Annotated in this window: 26 protein-coding genes; 9 read left to right on the top strand and 17 right to left on the bottom strand. The window is 70.1% G+C overall.

All coding sequences use genetic code 11. The features are described 5' to 3' along the window. Window positions 1-145 precede the first annotated feature (145 nt). From hemB to ACFOY2_RS27345, 5 genes are read right to left on the bottom strand one after another with little or no spacing between them, the layout of a single operon-like run. Window positions 146-1129 (bottom strand): porphobilinogen synthase, encoded by a 984-nt coding sequence (gene hemB, locus ACFOY2_RS27365; RefSeq protein WP_379530939.1) that lies wholly within the window; start codon window positions 1127-1129, stop codon window positions 146-148. Further along, window positions 1126-2700 carry a bifunctional uroporphyrinogen-III C-methyltransferase/uroporphyrinogen-III synthase gene (locus ACFOY2_RS27360; protein WP_379530938.1) on the bottom strand — a complete coding sequence of 525 codons (1575 nt, stop codon included), beginning with the start codon at window positions 2698-2700 and terminating at the stop codon, window positions 1126-1128. The genes hemB and ACFOY2_RS27360 overlap by 4 nt, the downstream gene beginning before the upstream one ends. Next, window positions 2697-3611 carry a hydroxymethylbilane synthase gene (gene hemC, locus ACFOY2_RS27355; protein ID WP_379530937.1) on the bottom strand — a complete coding sequence of 305 codons (915 nt, stop codon included), beginning with the start codon at window positions 3609-3611 and terminating at the stop codon, window positions 2697-2699. Before hemC ends, ACFOY2_RS27360 begins: the two co-directional genes overlap by 4 nt. Continuing rightward, window positions 3608-4864, bottom strand: coding sequence for a glutamyl-tRNA reductase (locus tag ACFOY2_RS27350; protein ID WP_379530936.1), 1257 nt, complete (start codon window positions 4862-4864; stop codon window positions 3608-3610). Before ACFOY2_RS27350 ends, hemC begins: the two co-directional genes overlap by 4 nt. Beyond that, window positions 4861-5538, bottom strand: a complete 678-nt coding sequence (locus ACFOY2_RS27345) for a redox-sensing transcriptional repressor Rex (RefSeq protein ID WP_379530935.1) — start codon at window positions 5536-5538, stop codon at window positions 4861-4863. The genes ACFOY2_RS27350 and ACFOY2_RS27345 overlap by 4 nt, the downstream gene beginning before the upstream one ends. Before the next feature lie 115 nt (window positions 5539-5653). On the opposite strand from ACFOY2_RS27345, the gene ACFOY2_RS27340 reads away from it, so the two are divergent. Further along, the gene (locus ACFOY2_RS27340; protein ID WP_379530934.1) at window positions 5654-5890 is read left to right on the top strand and encodes a glutaredoxin family protein; all 237 of its coding nucleotides are present in this window, start codon (window positions 5654-5656) and stop codon (window positions 5888-5890) included. Window position 5891: 1 nt separating this feature from the next. Here ACFOY2_RS27340 and ACFOY2_RS27335 read toward each other — a convergent pair whose 3' ends face one another. Next, window positions 5892-7388 carry a putative quinol monooxygenase gene (locus ACFOY2_RS27335; protein WP_379530933.1) on the bottom strand — a complete coding sequence of 499 codons (1497 nt, stop codon included), beginning with the start codon at window positions 7386-7388 and terminating at the stop codon, window positions 5892-5894. 178 nt (window positions 7389-7566) lie between these two features. Between ACFOY2_RS27335 and ACFOY2_RS27330 the strand changes: the two genes are divergently transcribed. The 3 genes from ACFOY2_RS27330 to ACFOY2_RS27320 are packed head-to-tail and all read left to right on the top strand — an operon-like array spanning window position 7567 to window position 9822. Further along, window positions 7567-8220 (top strand): sigma-70 family RNA polymerase sigma factor, encoded by a 654-nt coding sequence (locus tag ACFOY2_RS27330; protein WP_379530932.1) that lies wholly within the window; start codon window positions 7567-7569, stop codon window positions 8218-8220. A gap of 59 nt (window positions 8221-8279) precedes the next feature. Then, on the top strand, window positions 8280-8927 hold the full coding sequence (locus tag ACFOY2_RS27325) for a DUF5667 domain-containing protein (protein WP_379530931.1): 648 nt from the start codon (window positions 8280-8282) through the stop codon (window positions 8925-8927). Between the two features lie 22 nt (window positions 8928-8949). Continuing rightward, window positions 8950-9822 (top strand): HAD family hydrolase, encoded by an 873-nt coding sequence (locus ACFOY2_RS27320; protein WP_379530930.1) that lies wholly within the window; start codon window positions 8950-8952, stop codon window positions 9820-9822. A 3-nt stretch (window positions 9823-9825) separates the two neighbouring features. Here ACFOY2_RS27320 and ACFOY2_RS27315 read toward each other — a convergent pair whose 3' ends face one another. From ACFOY2_RS27315 to ACFOY2_RS27275, 9 genes are all read right to left on the bottom strand, one after another. Further along, window positions 9826-10830 carry an LCP family protein gene (locus ACFOY2_RS27315; protein ID WP_379530929.1) on the bottom strand — a complete coding sequence of 335 codons (1005 nt, stop codon included), beginning with the start codon at window positions 10828-10830 and terminating at the stop codon, window positions 9826-9828. Between the two features lie 2 nt (window positions 10831-10832). Then, window positions 10833-11411 (bottom strand): RNA polymerase sigma factor, encoded by a 579-nt coding sequence (locus tag ACFOY2_RS27310; RefSeq protein ID WP_379530928.1) that lies wholly within the window; start codon window positions 11409-11411, stop codon window positions 10833-10835. Window positions 11412-11469: 58 nt separating this feature from the next. Next, window positions 11470-12264, bottom strand: a complete 795-nt coding sequence (locus tag ACFOY2_RS27305) for an SDR family NAD(P)-dependent oxidoreductase (RefSeq protein ID WP_379530927.1) — start codon at window positions 12262-12264, stop codon at window positions 11470-11472. Window positions 12265-12334: 70 nt separating this feature from the next. Further along, a complete protein-coding gene (locus ACFOY2_RS27300; protein WP_379530926.1) occupies window positions 12335-13237 on the bottom strand; it encodes a lysophospholipid acyltransferase family protein in 903 nt (300 codons plus the stop codon). Further along, window positions 13234-14229 carry an NAD-dependent epimerase/dehydratase family protein gene (locus tag ACFOY2_RS27295; RefSeq protein WP_379530925.1) on the bottom strand — a complete coding sequence of 332 codons (996 nt, stop codon included), beginning with the start codon at window positions 14227-14229 and terminating at the stop codon, window positions 13234-13236. Before ACFOY2_RS27295 ends, ACFOY2_RS27300 begins: the two co-directional genes overlap by 4 nt. Window positions 14230-14251: 22 nt before the next feature. Then, window positions 14252-14350 (bottom strand): 30S ribosomal protein bS22, encoded by a 99-nt coding sequence (locus ACFOY2_RS27290; protein WP_018654693.1) that lies wholly within the window; start codon window positions 14348-14350, stop codon window positions 14252-14254. Between the two features lie 175 nt (window positions 14351-14525). Continuing rightward, window positions 14526-14729 carry a helix-turn-helix domain-containing protein gene (locus ACFOY2_RS27285; RefSeq protein ID WP_026214222.1) on the bottom strand — a complete coding sequence of 68 codons (204 nt, stop codon included), beginning with the start codon at window positions 14727-14729 and terminating at the stop codon, window positions 14526-14528. Window positions 14730-15041: 312 nt separating this feature from the next. Then, complete coding sequence (locus ACFOY2_RS27280; RefSeq protein WP_379530924.1) at window positions 15042-15821, bottom strand: phosphatase; 780 nt, start codon at window positions 15819-15821, stop codon at window positions 15042-15044. A gap of 15 nt (window positions 15822-15836) precedes the next feature. After that, entirely contained in the window at window positions 15837-17000 is a 1164-nt protein-coding gene (locus ACFOY2_RS27275; RefSeq protein ID WP_379530923.1) for an acetoin utilization protein AcuC, read from the bottom strand. Between the two features lie 117 nt (window positions 17001-17117). On the opposite strand from ACFOY2_RS27275, the gene ACFOY2_RS27270 reads away from it, so the two are divergent. From ACFOY2_RS27270 to ACFOY2_RS27255, 4 genes are all read left to right on the top strand, one after another. Further along, window positions 17118-18245: a sensor histidine kinase gene (locus ACFOY2_RS27270; RefSeq protein WP_379530922.1), complete on the top strand. Its 1128-nt coding sequence runs from the start codon at window positions 17118-17120 to the stop codon at window positions 18243-18245. Beyond that, a complete protein-coding gene (locus tag ACFOY2_RS27265; protein ID WP_379530921.1) occupies window positions 18242-18895 on the top strand; it encodes a response regulator in 654 nt (217 codons plus the stop codon). Before ACFOY2_RS27270 ends, ACFOY2_RS27265 begins: the two co-directional genes overlap by 4 nt. A gap of 80 nt (window positions 18896-18975) precedes the next feature. Then, window positions 18976-19866 carry an ABC transporter ATP-binding protein gene (locus tag ACFOY2_RS27260; protein ID WP_379530920.1) on the top strand — a complete coding sequence of 297 codons (891 nt, stop codon included), beginning with the start codon at window positions 18976-18978 and terminating at the stop codon, window positions 19864-19866. Further along, entirely contained in the window at window positions 19863-20603 is a 741-nt protein-coding gene (locus tag ACFOY2_RS27255; RefSeq protein WP_379530919.1) for an ABC transporter permease, read from the top strand. Before ACFOY2_RS27260 ends, ACFOY2_RS27255 begins: the two co-directional genes overlap by 4 nt. Window positions 20604-20660: 57 nt before the next feature. Here ACFOY2_RS27255 and proC read toward each other — a convergent pair whose 3' ends face one another. After that, entirely contained in the window at window positions 20661-21455 is a 795-nt protein-coding gene (proC, locus tag ACFOY2_RS27250) for a pyrroline-5-carboxylate reductase (protein ID WP_379530918.1), read from the bottom strand. 16 nt (window positions 21456-21471) lie between these two features. Continuing rightward, the gene (locus tag ACFOY2_RS27245) at window positions 21472-22353 is read right to left on the bottom strand and encodes a proline dehydrogenase family protein (protein WP_379530917.1); all 882 of its coding nucleotides are present in this window, start codon (window positions 22351-22353) and stop codon (window positions 21472-21474) included. 61 nt (window positions 22354-22414) lie between these two features. Here ACFOY2_RS27245 and ACFOY2_RS27240 point away from each other — a divergent pair, with 61 nt between their 5' ends. Further along, on the top strand, window positions 22415-22876 hold the full coding sequence (locus ACFOY2_RS27240) for a hypothetical protein (protein WP_379530916.1): 462 nt from the start codon (window positions 22415-22417) through the stop codon (window positions 22874-22876). Window positions 22877-22988 lie beyond the last annotated feature (112 nt).

Genomic DNA, 22988 nt, shown 5'->3' with positions numbered 1-22988 from the left:
GTGCCCGCCCATGAAACTGGCCGTAGATGGGGCGATCCCCTGCGCGCGGGCCCTATCCGTCAGGTTCACGAGACGAGATCTTGCAGCACTCGCGGCAGCAACACTCGCGGACACTCAATCAGCAGCAGTTGACTCCCCCCTGGGTTCAGAGCCTGCGTGCCACTTCCGTGGCCCAGTACGTGAGGATCAGGTCGGCTCCCGCGCGCTTGATCGCCACGAGGGATTCCATGATCAGGCGGTCGCGGTCCACCCAGCCGTTGGCCGCCGCCGCCTCGATCATCGCGTACTCGCCGCTGACCTGGTAGGCCGCGACCGGCACCTCGACCTCGTCGCGAACGCGGGTGATGACGTCGAGGTAGGCCATCGCGGGCTTGACCATGACCGCGTCCGCGCCCTCGGCGAGGTCGAGACGGATCTCGCGCAGCGCCTCGCCCAGCGGGCCCGCCGGGTCCTGCTGGTGGGTGCTGCGGTCGCCGAACTGCGGCGCGCACTCGGCGGCGTCGCGGAAGGGCCCGTAGAAGGCGGAGGCGTACTTGACGGCGTAGGACAGGATCGGGGTGTTGCCGTAGCCGGCGTCGTCGAGCGCGGCCCTGATCGCCCCGACCTGGCCGTCCATCATCCCGCTCGGCGCCACCATCTGCGAGCCCGCGCTCGCCTGCGCCACCGCGATCGAGGCGTAGCGCTCCAGCGTGGCGTCGTTGTCGACGTCGCCCGACGGCGTCAGGATCCCGCAGTGGCCGTGGTCGGTGAACTCGTCGAGGCAGGTGTCGGCCATCACCACGAGGGAATCGCCCACCTCGGCGCTCACGTCACGCAGCGCCACCTGCAGGATCCCGTCGGGGTCGTCGGCGGCCGAGCCTCGGGCGTCCTTGACCGCGGGGATGCCGAACAGGATCAGCCCGCCCACGCCCGCCTCCGCCGCCTCGTGGGCGGCCTTGCGCACCGAGTCGCGGGTGTGCTGCACCACGCCCGGCATCGACGCCACCGGCTGCGGCTCGGCGATGCCCTCCTTGACGAAGAGGGGCAGGATCAGGTCGGCGGCGTGCAGGCGTGTGCCGGCCACCATCCGCCGCAGCGCGGGGGTGCGGCGCAGCCGCCGGGGGCGGGCGACGGGATACTGAGCGCTCATCTGGCTCTCCTTCTGGCGCCCCGGCGGTTCTGCGAGGGCCTGCGAGGGGTGTCGCCCACGGCCAGGGCCGCCTGGCGCTGCTTGGCACCGTACTCGGCCAGCGCGGCGGCCAGGGCGGTCGCGGACGGTCTGTCGGCCATGACGTCGACCCGGAGCCCGAACTCCTCGGCCGTCTTGGCCGTCTGCGGCCCGATGACCGCGATCACCGTGACGTTGTGGGGCTTGCCGGCGATGCCGACGAGGTTGCGCACCGTGGAGGAGGAGGTGAAGAGCACGGCGTCGAAGCCGCCGCCCTTGATCGCCTCGCGGATGGGCGCGGGCGGCGGCGCGGCCCGCACGGTGCGGTAGGCGGTGACGTCGTCGCACTCCCACCCGAGCTCGGTGAGCCCGGCCACCAGCGTGTCGGTGGAGATGTCGGCCCTGGGCAGCAGCACGCGGTTGATCGGGTCGAGCATGGAGTCGTAGGGCGGCCACTCGGCCACCAGCCCCTCCGAGGACTGCTCGCCCGAGGGCAGCAGGTCGGGCTTGACCCCGAACTCGACCAGGGCCCGCGCGGTGGCCTCGCCCACGGCGGCCACCTTGAGCCCGGCGAAGGCCCGCGCGTCGAGGCCGTACTCCTCGAACTTCTCGCGCACCGCCTTGACGGCGTTGGCGCTGGTGAAGGCCACCCACTCGTAGCGGCCCGTGACCAGGCCCTTGATCGCGCGGTCCATCTGCTGCGGCGTGCGGGGCGGCTCGACCGAGATGGTCGGCACCTCCTCCGGCACCGCGCCGTAGGCGACGATCTGCTCGGACAGGCTGCGGGACTGCTCTTTGGTACGCGGCACCAGCACCCGCCACCCGAACAGCGGCTTGGTCTCGAACCACGACAGCTTGTCGCGCTGGGTCACGGCCTCGCCGACCACGATCAGCGCGGGCTCGGTGAACCCGGCGTGCTTGAGGTCGGCCTGGAGCCGGCCGAGCGTGGAGACCACGGTGTACTGCTCGGTCGTGGTGCCGCCGCTGCTGACCGCGACGGGCGTGGTGTCGGGCTTGCCACCGGCGATGAGGGCCCTGCCGATGGGCACGGCCTCGCCGATGCCGTTGTAGATCACCAGCGTGCCGCGGCAGGCGGCGTGGGAGGCCCAGTCCTGCTCCTGGGCGGCGTCGACGACCCGGAACTCGGGCACCGCCGTCGCCGCGGGGATGCCGGCGTAGGTGAGCACCCCGGTCGCGGGCGGCACACCGGGCACGATCTCGAAGTCCACCTCCGCCGCGGTGCAGGCCGCGACCTCCTCGTCGATCGAGGAGAACAACATCGGGTCGCCCTCGCACACGCGCACCACGAGCAGGCCGCCCTTGGCGAGCTTGACGTATTGTCCGCTGCGCGGCAGCGCGTCGTCGTTGACGACTTCGAGGACTTCGACGCCTTCACGGCAGTGACGCAGCAGCGCGCCCTGCGTTTCGACGTCGATCACCACCGCGTCCGCCCTGGCGAGCAGCTCGGCGGCGCGGAGCGTGAGCAGGTTGGGATCGCCAGGTCCCGCGCCCACGAACGCGACGAATCCGGAGGTTGGACTATCGGAGCTCAATGGGAATGCTCCCCCATCAATCTGTCGGCTCCTTCGGCGATCATCTCGGCCGCCAGGCGGCGGCCCAGGTTCGCAGCCTCCGAAGGAGAGCCGGCGGTGGACTTGCGGACCGCCTCGTGGCCGTCGATGGCGACGACCACAGCGGTCAGGTTCAGAGTGTGCCCGTCATCGACCGCGAAAGCACCCACCGGAGCGGAGCATCCGGCCTCAAGAGCGGACAGCACGGCGCGTTCCGCGGTCACCGCCGACCGTGTGCGCGGGTCGTCGAGCACGCTCAGGAATTTGACCAGGTCAGGACGGTCAGAGCGGCACTCAACGGCCAGCGCGCCCTGGCCAGGGGCGGGCAGCAGCTCCTCGATCTCGAAAATCTGGGAGATGTCGGCGCTGCGGCCGATCCTGGTCAGGCCCGCCGAGGCGAGCACGACCGCGTCGAGCTCTCCTGAGGTTACCTTGCCGATGCGGGTGTCCGCGTTGCCGCGGATCGGGACATACTCCAGGTCAGGGCGCAGAGCGCTGAGCATGGCGACCCTGCGGGGGGAGCCGGTGCCGACCCGGGAGCCGGGCGCGAGGTCGGCGAACTTGCAGGAGCCGACGAGCGCGTCGCGGTGGTCGTGGCGGGCGGGGATCGCGGCCAGCGTGAAGCGCGGGTCCTGCGTGGTCGGCAGGTCCTTCAGCGAGTGGACGGCGAAGTCGATCTCGTCCTCGATGAGTTTGTCGCGCAGCGCGTTGACGAACACGCCCGTGCCGCCGAGCTGCGCCAGGTGGGCCTTGGTCACGTCACCGAAGGTCGTGACGCCGACCAGCTCGACCGGCCGGCCTGTGCGCTCGGTGTAGGCGTCGGCCACCATCTGCGACTGCGTGGTCGCCATCAGACTGCGGCGGGTTCCCAGCCGCAGAGTCCCGGACGTCACAGCTCCACCTCCCTCACGGCCTCGGGCATCTTCGGATCCAGATTGAACAGCTCACGCAGCGCTTCCGCATAATGATCGCCTCCTGGGGAGGTGGCGAGCTGCTTGACACGCACAGTTGGCTCGTGAAGCAGTTTGTCGACGACTCGCCGCACGGTCATGGCGACCTCGTCCCTGGCCCGCTCGTCGAGGTCGGGCACCCGCATCAGCAGGCGGCCCAGCTCGGACTCGACCACGCCGGCCGCCTTGCTGCGCAGCGCCACCACGGTCGGGGTGACCTTGGCGGCCCGCTCGGAGTCGAGGTAGGCCCGCAGCTCCTCGGCGACCAGCTCGCGTACGGTCTGTACCGCGTCGCCTTCGCGGGAGCCGATGCCCGACTCCTGGATCGTCTCCAGGTCGACGAGCGTGATGCCGGGCACCTCGCGCACGGCCGGGTCGATGTCGTGGGGCAGCGCCAGGTCCAGCAGGAACGCCCTGCGGGTCAGCATGCCGGGGGTGATGAGGTGGCGGCCCGCGCCCGTGCAGGTGATCACGATGTCGGCGCCGGCCAGCTCGTCGGCCACGGCGGCGAACCCCACGGCCCGGCCCCCGACCGACTCGGCCAGCCGGACGCCCCTGTCGTAGGTGCGGTTGGCCACCACGATGTCGGTGACGCCGGCGCGCACCAGCGTGACGGCGGCCAGCGAGCTCATCGAGCCCGCGCCGACCACCAGGGCCCGCCGCCCGGTCAGCTCGCCCGCCAGCGCGAGCCCGGCGGAGACGAGGGAGGCGCCGTGCTTGTCGATGCCGGTGTCGTGATGGGCCCGCTTGCCGACGCGCAGCGCCTGCTGGACCAGCTCGTTGAGCACGGCCCCGACGGTGCCCTGGCGCTGGCCCAGCTTGAGCGCCTGGCGGACCTGGCCGAGGATCTGGCCCTCTCCGACGACCATGGAGTCGAGCCCGCACACCATGGAGAACAGGTGCTCGACGGCCCGCTCCTCGTAGTGCACGTACAGGTGGGGCGTCAGCTCCTCGACGGGGACGTCGGAGTGCACCCCGAGCAGGCGGCTGACCGCGGTGACGGCCGCGTGAAAGCGGTCGACCGTGACGTAGACCTCGACCCGGTTGCAGGTCGAGACCACCATGGCCTCCGCGACAGAGGGATCTTCCCGCACGTCGTGCAGGAGTTTGACGAGCGCGTCACCCGTCACCGAGACGCGCTCGAGCAGAGCCACCGGAGCGGTCCGGTGGCTGAGTCCAATAGCCAGAACACTCATTGACTTTCCACCGCCATGAGTGGCCCCCCAGCCTTGCGTTGCTCGTGGAACGCGAGAATCTGCAGTTCAATTGATAGGTCGACCTTACGGACATCGACACCGTCCGGGACGGAAAGTACAACTGGGGCGAAGTTCAGGATGCTGGTCACGCCCACGGCTATCACGCGATCGCACACTTCCTGCGCCGCTGCCGCCGGTGTCGCCAGAACCACGATCGAGACTCCACGCCGTTTGATGACGGCTTCCAGTTCGTCGATGTGCTCCACATTCAATCCCGCGATGGTGTCGCCCACGACTTCGGGGTCGGCGTCGATGAGGGTCGCCACCCTGAAGCCTCTGGAGACGAAACCGCCGTAATTGGCCAGCGCGCGGCCAAGGTTGCCGACTCCGACGATCGCCACCGCCCAGTCTTGGGTCAGACCGAGCTCGCGGGAGATCTGGTAGACGAGGTACTCGACGTCATAGCCTACGCCCCGGGTGCCGTAGGAACCCAGGTGCGAAAGGTCTTTGCGGAGCTTGGCCGAATTGACGCCCGCGGCCACGGCCAGGTCTTCTGAGCTGACGGTCGCGATGCCCCGCTCGCCCATCCCGAGCAGCGCCCGCAGGTACAACGGAAGCCTGGCGACCGTCGCCTCGGGGATACCGCGGTCGCGGGGCTGGGACGGGCTCTTCACGTGCCGGAGCTCCAGGGGACGGGCGGCTTGGGGACCGCGTGAACGGAATCGAACCGTCTTTCAGGTTAATCCCTTTGTGAACCGATGCACAAAGTCACGGCGGTACGGTTGCGCTATGCATCGCATCACGTTGCTCGGCAAGCCCGGCTGCCATCTGTGTGAGGACGCGCGAGAGATCATCGCCAGGGTGGCGGGCGAGCTGGGCGTGCCGTGGGAGGAGGTCAGCATCGAGTCCTCCCAGGAGCTCCAGGACAAGTACTGGGAGATGATCCCGGTCACGCTGATCGACGGGGTGCAGCACGACTTCTGGCGGGTCGACGAGGGCCGCCTGCGGGCCGCGCTGGACGCGTAGCTCAGAACATGACCGTCGGCAGCGGCACCACCTTGGCGGCGTTGACGTTCAGCTCGATGACGTTGGTGGCCAGCACCATGGGCTGACGCTCGTTGAGGAAGCGCTCGACGTGCGGCTGGCGCTGGTGGTCGCGGTAGGCGACCTCGTCGCGGTAGAGCTCGTAGACGATGCGCTGCAGGGGGGCCGACTTGACCGCGTGGCAGGCGTAGACGAGCGTGTCGGGCTCGCCGCGGCGCACGGCCTCGACGGTCGCCTCGGCCAGCCGGTCGAACGCCTCTCCCGCGCCGTCCACGATCGTGAAGACGGTGAGCATGCCGTAGATGCTCGGTGAGAGCTTGCCCGAGCCTTGCTGGGACTGGGCCTGTACCTGGGGCTGCGGCTGGGAGGGCGAGAACAGCTCGGCGCCGGGGTAGACGGCGCCGGTACCCGGCATGGCGTAGTCGGGCCGCTGGGGCGGCGCCTGCGCGGGCCCGCCCTGGGGTGGGGCGGCCTGCGGCGGGGCGCCGTTCATGATGTAGCCGGTCGAGGGGCCGGCGTCGGGCGGCGGCGCCATGCGGGCGGCGTAGTCGACCTCCCTGTCGCCCGCGCGGTACTCGGCGACGAGGTCGCCCAGCCCCGAGGCCCGGCGCTGCGGCGCGGGCGGGAGGTCGGCGGCGGGCCCCGGCTCGGCCCTGTGCCCCGCGGGCATCGGCGACTGCTGCCGCTCGTCGCGGTACATCGGCCGCTCGTCGCGGTGCCGCAGGGGCTCCTCGCGGCCCTGAGAGCGATCCTCACGGCGCGAAGGCCGCTGGTCGCGGTCCGGAGCGAAGTCGTCCTCGTCTTCGTCGTCATACGGCGCCAGCGGCCGCAGCACGGTGTACCAGACGGCCGCCGCGGCCACGGCGAGCAGCGCCGTGGTGAAGAACGGCGGCACCGCGAAGCGCATCGCGCCCACGAGCGCCATCCCCGACGGCACGACGACCACGACCGCGTGCAGGTTGTCGGTGTCGTACTCGTCGCCGCTGCGCCACTTGACCACCGCCACCGCGAGCATCGCCAGCATGACGAGCACGGCGATCACGTGCACGCCGATCAGCAGGTAGTTGGGGATGATCCCCCAGAAGACCGAGCCGGCGGGCAGGACCTTGGTCATCTCCGACGACTTGAGCGGGTCGAAGATCATGATGGCCGCGGAGACGATGGTCAGCGCGATGCCGAACAGCCACGACAGGAACCTGGGCGGCGCCTTCTCCGCCAGCAACTGCACCAGGCCGACGGCCAGCCAGAGCGGCGCCAGCAGCGACCCCGTCACCTGGTAGATCCGGAACGTGACGGTGCCGAACCCCATGAGGTAGCCGATGCCGATCACGGCGAGTGAAAGGCAGAGGGAGGCGACTGCAACGGTCCAGGCGATCAACCACCCCTCCGGCTCGTCGCGAAGGCGTTTGATCAGGGCCCCGGCCGCGACAGCGGCCAGAAGCGCACCGGCAAGAGCAAGGACAGCAACGAGGATCTCCATGGTGACTCCAATGCTGCCGGACGATGCGTCCCAGTTGGTAGCCGAAGGGGGAACGGGTAGGTCCAAACGGTATCTGCCGATTACACCTAGTCATGCAAGCAAGCGGTGGATTGTGGAATTTCCGGTTGATTTCTAGAGTGTTCGAGCACGCCGCACCCCTTACCCCTAGGGATACCGGATGCCTGACTCGTCGCCGTTCGCCGGGCTACTCGCGCCAGCGGTCGCTGGACCCGCCCGGGCGGGCGAGCTTGCCGTGCGCGAAGCCGGGCGCGAAGACGTGCCCGACGACGACATCCGCATGCTGGTGCTGCATGCCAAGAACGGATGCTCGGAATCCTTTGGCACGCTCTACGACCGCTACGTGGACCTCGTCTACCGCTACATCTACTTCAGAGTCGGCTCACACCCGCTCGCCGAGGACCTCACCAGCGAGACGTTCCTGCGCGCGCTGCGCAGGATCGCCGACTTCACCTGGCAGGGCAGGGACTTCGGCGCCTGGCTGGTGACGATCGCGAGAAACCTGGTGGCCGACCACTTCAAGTCCGGGCGCTACCGCCTGGAGGTCCCGACGGGCGAGGTGATCGATGTTCCGCTGGACGGCCCGCACATCCCGGAGAACGCCGTGGTCACGGCCATCATCAACGACCGGGTGCTGCGGGCCGTACGAGATCTCAATCCCGAACAACAGGAATGCGTGGTCCTGCGCTTCCTGCACGGACTCTCGCTCGCGGAAACCGCGCTGATCATGGGGAAGAAGAGTGGAGCGATCAAAGCGCTGCAATTTAGGGCCGTCCGCGCGCTGGCCAGGGCTCTCAAGCACGACCTGGCGTAACCTCCCCCATCAGCCCCTCGTTAGTCAGGTGTCACGTCCTGACCGTCAGGGAGCTGTCCATGAGTAGGGCGCGCATTCGGCGGGAGCGCGTGCTCGAGCACCTCACGGAGCTGCGGCGCCTGCCGCTCGGCGGCGCGCCGGAGCCGGCCTTCCGCGAGAAGCTGCGCGCGGAGCTGGTCTCCGGTCAGCTCACAGAGGTTATGGAGGCGCGTGAGACGCCCCCCGTACGCGGCCGTCGCCGTGCTCCTCGCAGGCGGCGGCCGCTGGTGTCCCAGCTCGCCACGTTCGGGCTGGCGGCGGGAATGATGATCTCGGCGTTCGCCACCTACCAGTCGGTGCCGGGAGACTCGCTCTACCCGCTCAAGCGCGCCGCGGAGAGCACACTCGTCCACCTGAGCACCGGCGACGCCGAACGCGGCCGGCGCGAGCTCGAATCGGCCAAGACCCGCGCCAAGGAGGTCGCCAGCCTGCTCGGCTCCTCCGACGACGGCCCGCTGGTCAGCGAGACGCTGAAGGAGATGGAGGAGTCGACGCGCGCGGGGATCAGCAAGCTGGAGCGGGCCGAACCCCGATCGCCGAAGATCGAGACTTTCGCGCACGACCAGAAGGAAGCCGTCAAACCCATGCTCAAAGAACTCACCGAGGACCAGCTCGCTCAGGCCGAGGGCTACCTGAGCTACATCGAGGGTCTGGTCGTACCCAAGTAAGCTGAGCCCCATGTGGCGGCTAATGCGACGACGACACGAGGTGGAGCCCCAGGCCGCCGGCGAGGCCGCGGCGCAGGCGGCGGCCACCGTCGCGCCGGCCAAGCCGGTCGATCCGGACATCGGGGCCGCGGCCTTCTTCGACGTCGACAACACGATGATGCGCGGAGCCTCGATCTATCACTTCGCCAGGGGGCTGGCCACGCGTGGCCTGTTCACGACCTCCGACCTGTTCAAGTTCGCCGTGGGGCAGGCGGTGTTCCGGCTGCGCGGCAACGAGAACCCCGAGCACATCGCGGTGGCCAGGGAGACCGCGCTGGCTTTCGTGGCGGGGGCCAAGGTCGACCACGTCGTCCGCCTCGGCGAGGAGATCTACGACGAGGTCATGGCCGACCGCATCTGGGGCGGCACCAGAGCGCTCGCGCAGGGCCACCTCGACGCCGGCCAGCGCGTCTGGCTGGTCACGGCCACGCCCATCGAGCTGGCCAGGGTCATCGCCCAGCGGCTCGGCCTGACCGGCGCGCTCGGCACGGTCGCCGAGACCAGCAACGGCGTCTACACCGGCAGGCTGGTCGGCGACCTGCTCCACGGGCCCGCCAAGGCCGAGGCCGTGCGGGCGCTGGCCCGCCGCGAGGGCCTCGACCTGACCAGGTGCACCGCCTACAGCGACTCGGCCAACGACCTGCCGCTGCTGTCGCTGGTCGGGCAGGCCGTGGCGATCAACCCCGACAGCGAGCTGCGCGAGCACGCCAGAAAGCACGACTGGCCGATCAAGGACTTCCGCACCGGGCGCAAGGCCACGATGGCGGCGCTGCCCATCGCCGCCGCGGTGGGTGCCGTGGCCGGCAGCGTCGCCGCGGGCATCGCCCTGCGGCGGCACTACCGCTCGCCCCAGTAGGGGCTACTTCAGCGTCGCGAAGAGCTTGTCCGCCTCGGGCTGCTTCCACTGGACCCGGTTGGGGTCCTCCGTGTAGGGCTCCCAGGGGACGATCACCAGTTTCGGGTTGACCTTCGACGTCTGCGTGGCCAGCTCGAAAATCGCCTCCAGGTCCAGATCCGTCCTGACCGACCTGCGTACCTCCGACAGGAGCGCCCTGAGCTTGCCGGGCTCGGCCCCCATGGTCCTGACCTTCTTCAACATCGCCTTCACGAGCACCTGCTGCCGCTTCATCCTGTCGATGTCGGAGCCGTCTCCGTAGTAGCGCAAACGGGCGTAGCCGAGCGCCGCCTCTCCGTCGAGATGGTTCTTGCCCGCGGGCAGCTTCAGCTTCGACATCCGGTCGTCCACCGCCTTCGGCAGCGTGATCTCCACGCCTCCGAGCGCGTCGACGATGCCCTTGAAGCCCGTGAAGTCGACCTCGACCGAGTGCTGGATGTTCAGGCCGGTCAGCTTCTCCAGGGTCTTCTTCAGGCAGGCCGCGCCCCCGCTGTTGTAGGCGGAGTTGATCAGGTCGGTCCTGGCCGGCGAGGAGGCCGAGCAGCGCGGAACGGAGACCATCGAGTCTCGTGGGATGCCGAGCACCGTGGCCTTGGTCCTGTCGGCGGGCAGGTGGACGATGACGATGGTGTCGGACCGGGCGTCGCCGTTCACCGTGCTGGCGCCGTACTTTTTGTTGCCCTCACCCTGCCGCGTGTCGGAGCCGATCAGCAGCACGTTGCGCGTGCCGCTCACGTCCACGCGCGTGCTGGCCGCGGGCGGCGCCGCCGTGGGGCGATCCTTGATCAGCACGGTCGGCACGGCGACCGCGGCGGCGGTGGCGACGGCCACGAGCCCCGCCGTCCACCAGGTGTTCCAGCGGCGCCGCGGACGGGCGCTCAGCATCCGCTCGCGCTGGCGGACGAGTGTCGCGGGCGGCTCGTGCTCGAGTTCCCTTCCGAGGTCCCTGAGCAGCTTCAGGTCGTCCATCGTCACTCCTCCTCCATGGGGTTGGCATCGCCGAGTGCGGCCCGCACCTTCCGCCTGCCCCTGTTGAGGCGGGAGCGGACGGTACCGATCGGAATGCCGAGCGCCTGGGCGACCTCCTCGTAGGTGAGATCGCCCCAGGCGATCAGCAGCAGCACGTCGCGGTCCTTGGCGGGCAGCGCCGCCAGCGCGCCGGCCAGCTCGGCCCGCACGGCCTGGGCGCTCACCCCCGCGGCCACCCGGTCGGCGGGCGATTCCACGTCGGAGTCGACGGGGGCGCGCAGGAGGGCCCGGTAGCGGGCCGCCTCCTTGCGGTGGTGCCGGGACATGAGCTTGGTCAGGATGCCGAACAGCCACGGCCTGGCGTCCGGGTAGGCCAGGTCGTAGCTCCTGCGCCGGGAGAAGGCGATCAGGAACGTCTCGCCGACGAGGTCCTCGGCGGGCTCGGGACCGAGGCGTTTGGAGACGTACCTGTAGAGCATGGCGGAGTAGCGGTCGAAGAGCTGGGCGAACGCCTCGGGATCAGTCCACGAGGCGCTCACCAGCTCCGAGTCCGCACCCCTGGTGGCGGGTTGCGTGATCATCTCCGCCCTTCTGTGGGGGATCGGTCACGTATGTCTTGCCGCAACCCGCCCGCCGGGTTCACAGCTCCTTGAGCGAGCCTCCGTCGACCGCGAAGTCGGCCCCGGTCGTGCTGCCGGAACGCGGCGAGGCGAGCAGGACGATCGCGTCGGCGACCTCCTGTGGGTGGATGAGCCGCCCGGTGGTGAGCTTCATCATGGTGGGGGCGACCTCGGTGATCACGCTGTCCCTGTCGGAGCCCACCATGCCCGCGAAGACCTCGGCCGCGCCGCCGTCCTTGGTCCACCAGTCGGTGAGCACCGGGCCGGGCGTCACCGTGTTGACCCTGACGCCCTGGGGGCCGAACTCCTCGGCGACGGCCTTGCCGACCTGGTTGACGGCCGCCTTGGCGGCGCCGTAGTCGACGTTGATGGCGCCGGGCTGGCGGGCGATGGTGGAGGAGACGTTGACGATCGAGCCGCCGCCCCGCTCGACCATGATCGGCACGGCGGCGCGGATCATGCGGACGAGCGAGAACAGGTTGAACTCGAACATCGCCCCCCAGTCCGCGTCGTCCGGCGTCATGAACCCGGCCCTCGGCAGCGTCACGCCGGGCGGCGGGCCGCCGGCGTTGTTGACCAGGATGTCCAGCCCGCCGAACTCCTCGACGGCCCGCGCCACGACCTCGGCGGGCGCCTGCGGGTCCATCAGGTCGACGGCCACGTGCACGACCTTGCCGGGCCACTCGGCCGAGGCGGTGCGCGAGGCCGCCACGACGTGGGCGCCCTCCTCGGCCAGGGTGCGGGCGACGGCCAGGCCGATGCCCTTGGACGCGCCGGTGACGACGGCGACGCGGCCGGAAAGCTGAAGATCCATGGGTTTCCCCTTCGGTGTTCCGCCAATTCTCACGGAGAACACCGGCGCGACCCCATGGGTTGCGCCCCGGTCACAGGAACGGCGGGAAGGCGTGCCCCCTGCGCAGCCGCAGCTCGTTGAGCATCTGCTGGATGACCTCGCGCACGTGGTCGGTCAGGTTGAACACCAGCATCGGATCGTCGGCCGCCGACGGCTCGTAGTCGTCGGTGCGGATCGGCTCCCCGAACTCGATCATCCACTTGGACGGCAGCGGCACCAGGCCGAGCGGCCCGAGCAGCGGGAAGAACGGCGTGATCGGCAGGTAGGGCAGGCCGAGCAGCCGGGCGAAAGACTTCAGATCGCCGATCTTGGGATAGATCTCCTCGGCGCCCACGATGGCGGTCGGCACGATCGGCACCCCCGCGCGGATGGCCGAGGCCACGAAGCCGCCGCGGCCGAAGCGCTGCAGCTGGTAGCGCTCGGAGAACGACTTGCCCACGCCCTTGAACCCCTCGGGGAACACCCCGACCAGCTCGCCCTTGCGCAGCAGCCGGTCGGCGTCCTCGGGGCAGGCCAGCGTGTGGCCGGTCTTACGCGCCAGGTGGCCGAGCACGGGAAGCTGGTACACCAGGTCGGCGCCGAGCAGCCGCAGCGCCCTGTGCGCCTCGTCGTGCAGGGCCACCTGCAGCATCAACGCGTCGAGCGGGAGCGTGCCCGCGTGGTTGGCGACGATGAGCGCGCCGCCCTCGTCGGGGATGTTCTTCAGCTCGACGGCCTCGGCCCGGAACCACTGGTTGTAGAGCGGCCTGATCAGCTCCAGCATCACCTTGTCGGTCAGCTCGGCGTCGTAGCCGAACTCGTCGACCTCGTAGTCGCCGGTGACGCGCCTGCGGACGAAGGCCAGAAGCTTGGCCAGGGGTTCGGGCTCCTGCTCGGCGAAGGAGGGCGCCGAGCTGATCGGGATCACGCGGGGCCGCGATTGGGGAAGACTCAACTCCGCACACCTCCGACCGGGCTCAGGCTCCTCGAACGCAGGTAGTCGTCGAAGGCCGCCCCCGTCGTGAACTTGGGCTTCCAGCCGAGCGCGGCCTCCAGCCTGCCGGTGTCGACGACACGGCCGTGGCTCATCAGCCTGAGCTGCTCGGGTGAGTACTCGACCAGCCCGGTCCTGCGCGCGGCGCCGCCCAGCACCTTGAAAGCGGGCGAGATCAGCGGCAGTGACAGCCGCCCCGCCCTGCGCACGCACTGCGACAGCAGCAGCACGCCTGCCCCGGCCACGTTGAACGTGCCGGGGTGGTCCTCGGTCGCCATCCGGCGCAGCACCTCGACCGCGTCGTCCTCGTGGACGAACTGCAGCCTGGGGTCGAAGCCGAACACGGTCGGCAGCACCGGCTGGGTGAAGTAACGCGTCAGCGGCGAATCGACGCCTGGGCCCATGAAGTTGGCGAAGCGCAGCAGCGACACCGTCACGTCGGGACGGCGCCGGCCGAAGCCGCGCACGTAGCCCTCCACCTCGACCGCGTCTTTCGCGTAGCCGTGGCTGGGGCTGTCGTGCGGCTCCAGGTCTTCGGTGAAGACCGCGGGGTCTCGTGGGGACGAACCGTAGACGGCGGTGGTGGAGCGCACCACCACACGTCGCACGGTCGCCGACCGCTGGCAGGCACCGAGCAGTTGCATGGTGCCGATGACGTTGTGCTCCTTCATCGCCGACCTGCCCGCGCTCCGTGAAGGGGCGCTGACCAGACTCATGTGCACAACGGTGTCGATGTCCGCCGCCGCGAGCACCTGGGCGATGTCAGGGCTGCGCAGATCGACCCGGACGAACTCTGTCCGTCCCATGGAGATGCCGCCGTCTCGCGTCAGCGAGGGGGGCGGCATGGTGTCGACTCCGATGACTCGGCTGATGTCCGGGTCGGAAGCCAGAACGCTCGCCACCCGGGCGCCGATGTGGCGCGAGACCCCGGTGACAAGCACGGTGTGGGTCATCAGCGCCTCGCAGCCGCGTTGGTTACTTCTTGTTACGCCGCTGGATGCGCGTCTTCTTGAGCAGCTTGCGGTGCTTCTTCTTCGCCATCCGCTTGCGACGCTTCTTGATGACAGAGCCCACGGGACCCCCAGGTACTGATAGCACGACTGAACCGGAGTGCGAGCGCACACCGGCTCACAGACTACCGGCGATCGACGGTAGATCGCCCCTTGGGGGGTGAGAGCCCGGTCGCGCCTCACGGCGGCCGGGCCCCTCCCTCGACCGAATTCACGACACGACCTCGCGTGTCGCTACTTCAACCTGCCTCGATGTAGGCCTCCCGCAGATAGTCGTGCACCGCCTGCTCGGGCACTCTGAACGACCGGCCTACTCGGATGGCCGGCAACTCGCCAGAGTGGACGAGCCGGTACACCGTCATCTTGGACACCCTCATGACCGTCGCGACTTCTGCCACGGTCAGGAACTTCACCTCACTGAGAGGTCTTTCGCCTGCACCCATCGGACGCCTCTTCCGCACGTGTTTCCGGGTTATCCCCACTGGTGCCATTGCTCACGCACGTGTACTGCCGTCAGCGTAAGTCGGGACTCCGAGTGCGCAAACCCCCTATTTTCTCAGTCGACGGAGCCACCTGTCAGCCGAACCAGCGAAATCGCTGGCCAGCAGCCGGGCCGAGCACCTCACCTGGACGTTGGAACTGTCCAAGTTGCCACACATAAGAGTCTCCGGAGCCCCATCAAAAGTTGGCAAAGGGACAGCGAGCCCCTTGGAATGCAGGCGCGAAAAGACAGTATGGGGATGACCGAATTCGACTCAAAGGGCTCGTGAGACTTGAGTGACCAATCTGTCGGTCAGCGGAGCGTAATAACGCGGTAGCACATTGTCGTCAAGTGGCACGACCACGTCAATCTTGCCTTCCGCCTCCCCGACGAACAGCCCGGGGTCGTTGCTGTCGGCGAAGGCGACCGTCGGCGCGCCCGCCTCACCGGCCGCTCCCGCCCAGCCGTGGTCGGCGATCACGAGGTCGGGCAGCCCCCCGTCGAGCGCGCCGAGCATCTGCCGCATCGGGGCGGCGTCGTGGGTGTGCACGAAGCCGCCCCGATCGTCGAGCATGGCGATGTCCTGGAGATAGCGGATCTTGCGCGGGCGGCTGAACCCCTCGGTGTAGGTCCAGTCCTCCGCCGGCGTCAGCAGCACCGCGCCGTGGCGGGCGCACAGGGCGGCCAGCGGCAGGTGGATGGCGAGCAGGCCGGTCGGGTGCCCGGTCGCGAACAGCACGCGCGGGCTCCGCCGCGTCAGCACCCCGGCGACGCGCTCGGCCATGGCGTCGATCGCGTCGATCGTCAGGTCGGGGTCGATGGTGTCCTGGCCCCAGCGGTGGCCGGGGTCGGCGACCACGCCCGCGGACTTGGCCATCAGCGCCAGGATGTCGCGGTAGGACCACGGCTGGTCGAAGGTCAGCCCCAGCCGGTAGTAGGCGTCGCCGTTGGCCAGCGAGCTGTAGTGGTCGAGGTTGTTCTCGCGGGAGGTCGCGACGTCGCCGGCGATGCGGCTGTGGACAAGGTGCTCACGGAGTTGGTCGCGGCTCAGCACTGCTTCTTCCTCGGACTAGGGCATCGGGTCGAGGCCGTGCAGGGGGAACACCGCGTTTCGGGTCGCCATGACCGCACGGTCAATGGGGTCCGCTGGGTCATAACCACCGGATAGGTCCTGAAATTCCGGATTTCGACCGTCCGTCATGCTGAGCGGCGGCGCCTCGCCCGTCCGCTCCCTGACGAACCGCCGCCACTCCTCGGTCGTCGGCGTGGCCGGATCGACGGGATGCCCGGACAGCTCGGCGATGAGGTGCGTCCAGGCCCTCGGCACCACCTGCACCAGCTCGTAACCGCCGCCGCCCGTGGCGATCCACCGGCCGCCCGCCGTCTCGTGGGCCAGGCGGTGCAGGGCGGCGTAGGCGGCCCGCTGGCCGTCGAGGCTGAGCATCAGGTTGGCGAGAGGGTCGAGCGCGTGGCTGTCGCAGCCATGCTGGGTCACCAGGATCTCGGGCTCGAACTCGCGCAGCAGCGGCGGCACGACCGCGTGGAAGGCCCGCAGCCAGCCGGCGTCGCCGGTGCCCGCGGGCAGCGCGACGTTGACGGACGTGCCCTCGGCCCCCGTCTCCTCGGGGAAGCCGGTGCCGGGGAAGAGCGTGCGCGGGCTCTCGTGCAGGCTGATCGTCAGCACCCGGGGGTCGTCGTAGAACACCGTCTGCACGCCGTCGCCGTGGTGCACGTCGACGTCCACGTACGCGATGCGCCCGGCGCCCTGACGCAGCAGCCAGGCGATGGCCAGCGCCGGATCGTTGTAGACGCAGAAGCCGCTGGCCGAGGCGGGCATCGCGTGGTGCAGCCCGCCCGCGACGTTGACCGCGTGCTCGGCCGCGCCCTCCCACACCGCGCGGGCGGCGGCCAGCGAGGCGCCGGCGATCAGCGCGGAGGCCTCGTGGACGCCCGCGAAGGCGGGGTTGTCGGCCGTGCCGAGCCCCGCGGAGAGGTCGGGCAGACCGGAGGCGGACACGCGTTTGACGGCCTCGACGTAGTCGCGCTCGTGCACCATGGCCAGCTCGTCGTCGGTGGCGGGATCGCAGCCGGCCACCTCGACCTTGTCGAGGACGCCGAGCTCGCGGGCCAGCGCCATCGTCAGCTCCACCCTGACGGGGGCGAGCGGATGGCTCGGGCCGAAGTTGTACGAGGTCAGAGCGTCGTCCCAGATCACCCGTGCCGACCGGCTCATGCCCATCCCTTCGCGCGCTGGCTCGCCTTGCGCCGACGTTACCGCAGCGCAGACCCCTCGTTGTAGCCCGGGTTCCACGCACCCAGTCCCGATATTTCGTGGCTTATGGTTTCTAGCGTGCGCGTGGCGCGAACCTTTCTCAAGATCGTGCGTTACTTCCGACGCCCCAGGGTCTTCGACACGGCGCTGGTGATCGTCCTGGCCGTCCCCGCCGTCGTCGCGTTGATCATCATGTTCGCCGGCGACGGTGTCCAGACGGTGCCGGCGATGGCGTACTACCTGGCCGCGACGGCGGTCCTGCTCGCCCGGCGCAGGTGGCCGACCGCGGTCGCCGTCGTGGTCTCCGCGCTCTACCTGGTGAGCGACCTGGCGGGGCTGACCGTGTCCGTCAACATCCTCGCCTTCATCGCCCACTACAGCCTGGGCCGCTACACGGCGGGGCGCAGGACCGCGCTCGTCACGGGGGCGCTGGTCATCGCCTACGGGTTGGAGCTGGAGCTGACCCAGCAGGGTACGGGCAGCGGGGTGATGGGGCTGTTCGCCGTCGGCGTCCCCGTGGGCGCCGGCCTGATCGTCCGGCTCAGGGCCGAGCTCGACGAACGCGGCAAACGCGACGCGGCCGACGCCGCCGTACAGGCCGAGCGCAGGCGCATCGCCAGAGAGCTGCACGATGTCGTCGCCCACCACATCACGGTGATCAACGCCCTGGTCGGCGGCGCGCGGGCCACGCTCCCGCCGGAACAGGAGGTCACCAGGAACGCGCTGGAGAGCGCCGAGCAGACCGCCCGCCAGGCCATGACGGAGATGCGCCGCCTGCTCCAGGTGCTGCGCGCCGACGGCAACGAGGGGCCCGACGCGGCGACGGGCGTGGGCGCGGACCGCCTGCCCGCGCTGATCCAGGAGGCCAGGTCCGCCGGGCTGCCCGCCAGCCTGAAGGTCACCGGGGAGCCGGTCGAGCTGCCCGCCGCCGTGGACCACGCCGTCTACCGGATCGTCCAGGAGGCGCTGACCAACACGCGCAAGCACGCGGTCAGCGCCAGGGCCAGCGTCCGCCTGGCCTACGAGCCCGCCGCCGTCGAGGTCGAGGTGGTCGACGACGGGCTGGCCGAGCAGAGCGCGGCGCCGGGGTTCGGGCTCGGCGGCATGGCAGAACGAGTGGCGCTCTGCGGCGGCCAGCTGTCTACTGGTCCCCGTCCAGAAGGAGGTTTCCGCGTGCACGCCCGTCTCCCCTTGGAGCAACCATGATCAGGGTTCTGCTGGCCGACGACCACGCGCTGGTCCGCAAGGGCTTCCGGCTGATGCTCGACGCCCAGCCCGACCTGGAGGTGGCCGGCGAGGCCGGTGACGGCGAGCAGGCGGTGACCATGAGCAGGCGGCTGCGCCCCGACGTGGTGCTCATGGACCTGCACATGCCGGTCATGGACGGCGTGCGCGCGACCGAGCTGATCACCGCCGAACTGCCGAAGGTGCGGGTGCTCGCGCTGAGCACGTTCGACCTGGACGAGAACGTGGTCGCGGCGCTGCGGGCGGGCGCCGACGGGTTCCTGCCCAAGGACGTCTCGCCCGAGGAACTGATCGAGGGCGTGCGCGTGGTGCACCGCGGCGAGTCGGCCGTCGCGCCGCGCCTGCTGACCCGGCTCATCGGCACCTTCGTCCGCGCCTCCCGCGCGCGGGCGGTGCCCGCCGAGCTGAGCGGGCTGACCGAGCGCGAGCGGGAGATCCTCGTGCTGATCGCGCGCGGCCGCTCCAACACCGAGATCGCCGCCGACCTGGGCGTCTCCCCCTCGACCGTCAAGAACCACGTGACGAGCCTGTTCGCCAAGATCGGCGTCAGGGACCGCGCCCAGGCCGTGATCGTCGCCTACGAGGCGGCGCTGATCCAACCTGGAGCGTAGGACCAGGCTCCCAGAGCCTCGCGGGGAAAACGGTTCTCCAGCAGGAAGAGACCCGGCTCCCGCGACGGCAGGCTTGGCCCATGACCGCGATTCGGGCAATGAACCTGAGCAAACGCTACGGCTCCACCACGGCCGTCGCGGACCTGTCGTTCGACGTCGAGCCTGGTCAGGTGACCGGCTTCCTCGGCCCGAACGGGGCGGGAAAATCCACGACCATGCGGATGATCCTCGGGCTCGACCGGCCGTCGGGCGGCTCGGTGCTCGTGGACGGGCGTCCGTACCACGAACTGAAGCACCCCCTGCGTAAAGTGGGCGCGCTGCTGGACGCCAAGGCCGTGCACGGCGGGCGCAGCGCCCGCAACCACCTGCTGGCCATCGCCCAGAGCAACGGCATCCCCGCCGGCCGGGTGGAGGAGTCGCTGGAGGCCGTAGGCCTGCGGGAGGTGGCCAGGCGGCGGATCGGCGGGTTCTCACTCGGCATGTCGCAGCGGCTGGGCATCGCCGCCGCGCTGCTCGGCGACCCGGAGATCCTGATCTTCGACGAGCCGGTCAACGGGCTCGACCCGGACGGCATCCTGTGGATCCGCACGTTCATGCGCGACCTGGCCGCGGAAGGACGCGCGGTCTTCGTCTCCAGCCACCTGATGAGCGAGATGGCTCAGACCGCCGACCACCTGGTCGTGATCGGCAAGGGCAGCCTCATCGCCGACACGAGCGTGGAGGAGTTCATCGGGCGCAGCTCCCAGGGGTACGTGCGGGTGCGCTCGCCCCGGCTGGCCGAGGTGGCCGACCTGGTCAAGGTGGGCGACCTGCGCACCGACCACCTGCGGGTGACCGCGATGAGCACGCTGGAGATCGGCACCCTGACCGCGCGGGCCGGGATCCCGCTGGAGGAGCTGACGTTCGTGCAGCCCTCGCTCGAAGCGGCCTACATGGAGCTCACCAAGGACAGCCTGGAGTACACCTCATGATCGACATCCTCAGGTCCGAATGGACCAAGATCCGCTCGGTTCGCTCGACGGTGTGGACGCTGGCCGTCACGGCCCTGCTGATGGCAGGCATGGGCGCGCTGGCCGCCACGGCGTCCGCGGACTCCATGCCCCGGCCCGTCCCCGGAGCCCAGGCCGTCATGATGAGCCTGACCGGCGTCATGCTCGCGTCGTTGCCCATGGCGACGCTGGGCGTGCTGGTGATCTCCGGCGAGTACCGCACGGGCGGCATCCGCACCTCGCTGATGGCCGTGCCGCAGCGGCTGCGCCTGCTCACAGGCAAGGTCGCGGTGTTCACCGCCACGGCGCTGGTCGTCTCCACGATCGCCGCAGCCTCCTCGGTCCTCATCGGCCTGCTGATCATCGGCCCGGCCTCGGTCGAGCCGGGCGCGGTGGCGCAGGGGGTGGCCGGCGCGAGCCTCTATCTGACCGCGTGCGGGCTGTTCGGGCTGGGGCTGGGCACGCTGATCAGGCACACGCCCGGCGCGCTCGTGTCGGCCATCGCGCTGATCCTGGTGCTGCCCACGATGGCGAGCCAGCTCCCTGGCCGGTGGGGCGCGAGCGTGGCCGAGTACTTCACCACGAACGCCGGCCTGCTCGTCGTGTCCGGCCGCAGCAGCGCCACCCTGGGGCCGTGGAGCGGGTTCGCCGTCTACCTCGCCTGGGTGGCCGTGGCCATGGTGGCGGGGGCCGTGCTGCTGCGCCGCCGCGACGCCTGACGCGCCCCGCCTCGACGGCCTCGGGGGGCACGCGTCCGGCTGGGCGACGCGGGGGCGTCAGCCGGAGGCGAGCTGCCTGCCGCGGTCGCGGGCGGCCTCGATGGCGGCCAGGAACGCCGCGCGTACGCTGTGGCGTTCCAGCTCCGCGATGGCGGCGATGGTCGTGCCGCCCGGCGAGGTCACGGCCTCGCGCAGGATCACCGGGTGCTCGCCCGAGTCGCGCAGCATCACCGCGGCCCCGACGATGGACTGGGTGACCATGTCGAGCGCGGCGGCGCGCGGCATGCCGAGCAGGATGCCGGCATCGACCATGGCCTCGACCAGGTAGAAGAAGTAGGCGGGGCCGCTGCCGGAGAGCGCGGTGGCGGCGTCCTGCTGCGACTCGGGGATGCGCAGCACCTTGCCGACGGGCTTGAGCAGGCCCTCGGTGAGCTTGAGATGCTCCTCGTCGGCGTGCGCGCCCGCCGAGATGACGCTCATCGCCTCGTCGAACCTGATCGGCGTGTTGGACATCACCCTGACCACCGGCACCTCGACCCCGAGCCGCTGCTCCACGAACGACGTCGTGATGCCGGCGGCGGCGGTGATCACCAGGCGGTCGGCCGGCACGTAGGGGGCGATCTCGGCCAGGAGCGTGGCCATGTCCTGCGGCTTGACGGCCAGGACGAGGGTGTCGGCCACCTTGGCCGCCTCAGCGTTGGAGACGGTGCGCACGCCGTAGGTCTCGCGCAACGCCTGCGCCCGCTCGGCCCTGCGGGCGGTCGCCATGATGTCGTCCGGCTTGAACCCGGCGCGCAGCAGCCCGGACAGCAGGGCCTCTCCCATCTTGCCCGTGCCCAGAATCGCAATCATCCTGGCAGCTTATCCGCTAGCCGCGCGAGGCCAGCGACCTGAGGAAGAAGGCCAGGTTGCCGGGGCGTTCGGCCAGGCGGCGCATGAGGTAGGCGTACCAGTCGGAGCCGTAGGGGACGTAGACGCGCACGCGGGAGCCGAGCCCGGCCAGGCGGACCTGCTCGTCGGGGCGCACGCCGTGGAGCATCTGGTACTCGAAGCCGGTCGCGTCGCGCCCGTCGAGCACGGCCAGGGTGGAGGCGATGCGCAGCAGCCTGGGGTCGTGGGTGGCCACCATGGGGTAGCCGGTGCCGGCCATGAGGATCTTCAGGCATCGTACGAACGACAGATCGATGTCGGACGCCCTGCGATAGGCCCCAGGGGCGGTGTAGGCCCCCTTGCACAGGCGCACGCGGGCCCCGCCGAGCTTCTCGCAGCGCTCCAGCGAGTCGGGCAGGTAGGCCTGCACCACCACGCCCACGTCGGGGTGGTCTCTGCGCAGCGCGGTGTGCACGGAGTGGAGCCCGGCGATCGTGTCGTGCTCTTCGGCGTCGAGCGTCACCGTGACGTCCTTGGCCGCGGCGGCCCGGCAGATGGCGGCGGCGTGGTCGTGGGCGACCTGCTCGGACAGCCGCAGCCCGAGCGCGGTGAGCTTGACCGACACGTCGGCGCCCGGAGGCAGCAGGTCGAGCAGCGCCAGGTAGTCGGCGACGGCCCGCTCGGTCTGCGCCCTCTCGGTCACCTCCTCACCGAGGTGGGCGGCGCTGACGAGCAGGCCCACACGGGTCAGCCCGGCGACCGCGGCGCCGATGTCGTCGGCGACGTACCGCCTGACCACGTCCGCGGTCAGCGGCGAGGTGGTGACGAGCCGTTCGGCGTGTCGGCTCTTGGAAATGGCGAGCAGGGCCTGACGGAGCACGTGCACCACACTAGCCCGGCGCAGCGCTGAACCGCGGGCCTGGTTGATCCGTCGTATGGGTATGCGGACAACGACAGCGACTCTTCTGGCCGGATGTCTGGCGCTCGTGACGAGTTGCGGCACGGCCCAGCCATCCGAGCGCCTGGCCGCCCCTCCGGCCCCTGCCCAGCCCCCGGCCGTGGCCAACCCTGTCACCACCACACCCACGCCCTCGAACGAGCCCAAGCCGGTCAAGCCGGTGGGCGACGCGATCAACGTTCACAAGGTCCGCTGGACCAAGGCCAAGGCGCTGGACAAGGGCAAGAAGATCCAGCTCACCTGGTGGTCCGGCGTCGAGCCGTGCACGGTTCTCGACCGCGTCAAGGTCAAGGAGAGCGCCAAGAAGGTCACGATCACGCTCTACGAGGGCACTGCGCCCAAGGCCAAGAACGTGTCCTGCATCATGATCGCGATCCAGAAGAGCACCACGGTCAAGCTCAGGAAGCCTCTCGGCAAGCGCACCCTTGTGGATGGTTCTAAATAGAAATGTCCAACATCGGACACCTCTGATGACAACTGATCGATTTGTTGCGATACATCGATCAGGCACCGGAGGCGTGGGGGCGTCGATGGTGATGCCGCGCTTCCCAGGGGGT

Origin of the sequence: Nonomuraea purpurea, from assembly GCF_042650645.1 — a bacterium.
Lineage (GTDB): Bacteria > Actinomycetota > Actinomycetes > Streptosporangiales > Streptosporangiaceae > Nonomuraea > Nonomuraea purpurea.
The sequence above is the reverse complement of the archived record's forward strand: the minus strand, read 5'-3'. Positions and strand labels throughout refer to the sequence as shown.